Genomic DNA, 1,292 nt, shown 5'->3' on the forward strand with positions numbered 1-1,292 from the left:
CTTCTTTCCTTTCTTTTTATTCCCCACTACGTGAGGAAACCGCATCATTAGAACAATCACATATATTTTATGGATAAGAGAATCTATCTTTGCCTTGCTCACATGAGCGGCAAGGAAATGGGCTTCATACAGGAAGCCTTCGATACCAACTGGGTGGTTCCGCTCGGTCCGAACGTGAACGCCTTCGAGCAGGAACTGGAACATTTTGTGGGCCAGGATAAGAAAGTGGTCGCATTGAGTGCCGGTACGGCAGCGGTGCACCTGGCTCTGTTGGCCTGTGGAGTGGGGCAGGGCGATGAGGTGATAGTACAGAGTTTTACGTTTTGTGCCTCAAGCCATCCGGTAACTTACCTCGGTGCTACCCCCGTATTCGTGGATAGCGAGTCGGATACCTGGAACATGGATCCCGTGCTTCTGGAAACAGCGGTTCAGGACCGTATCAAAAAGACGGGTCGGAAGCCAAAGGCGATTGTCCCTGTCTATCTTTATGGCATGCCCGGCAGGATTGACGGGATCATGTCCGTAGCTTCCAAGTATGGCATTCCTGTCATTGAGGATGCCGCCGAGGGTTTCGGCAGCAGGTTTGAGGGCCGGATGTGCGGCACGTTCGGTACGTATGGTGTCCTGAGCTTCAACGGCAATAAGATGATAACCACCAGTGGCGGCGGTGCCCTGATCTGTCCGGATGAGGATGCCAAGAAAGAGATCATGTTCTATGCCACCCAGGCTCGTGAGGCCTATCCTTATTATCAGCATGAACAGATAGGCTATAACTACCGGATGAGTAACATCTGTGCGGGTATCGGTCGTGGTCAGATGACGGTGGCTGATGAGCACATTGCCCATCATAGGCATGTCTGTAACTTGTACGGGGATTTACTGAAGGATATAGAAGGTATCACCTTGCATGAGAATCCTTCGGAGCGTTATGACAGCAATTACTGGCTGAATACGGTTCTTCTGGATGAGGGCCTTCATGTAAAGGGAGAAGAGAATGCCTATCATGAAGCTGTGAAAGGTGCAGTCGGTGGTGCGGCAGGTGTTACCCACGAGGTGGATAGTGTGCATACTTCTTGCGAGCCTAACCGTAATGTGGAAGCCATGCGCCTATGGCTGGATAAGGCGGGTATCGAGAGTCGTCCTTTATGGAAGCCTATGCACCTGCAGCCGGTTTATGCCGATAGTCCGGCTTATGTGAACGGCGTGAGTGAATCTTTGTTTAAGCGTGGCTTGTGTTTGCCCAGTGGCCCGTGGGTGACGGATGAGGACGTACACTATATTGTGGAAGAGAT

1 protein-coding gene is annotated in these 1,292 nt (G+C 51.4%); it reads left to right on the forward strand.

Annotation, left to right across the window (positions count from 1 at the left end):
* Nucleotides 1–69 precede the first annotated feature (69 nt).
* Nucleotides 70–1,292, forward strand: a 1,223-nt coding sequence (locus HMPREF9446_RS11560; protein ID WP_039969253.1) for a DegT/DnrJ/EryC1/StrS family aminotransferase, incomplete at its 3' end; no start/stop codon positions are given.

Source organism: Bacteroides fluxus YIT 12057 (assembly GCF_000195635.1).
GTDB lineage: Bacteria > Bacteroidota > Bacteroidia > Bacteroidales > Bacteroidaceae > Bacteroides > Bacteroides fluxus.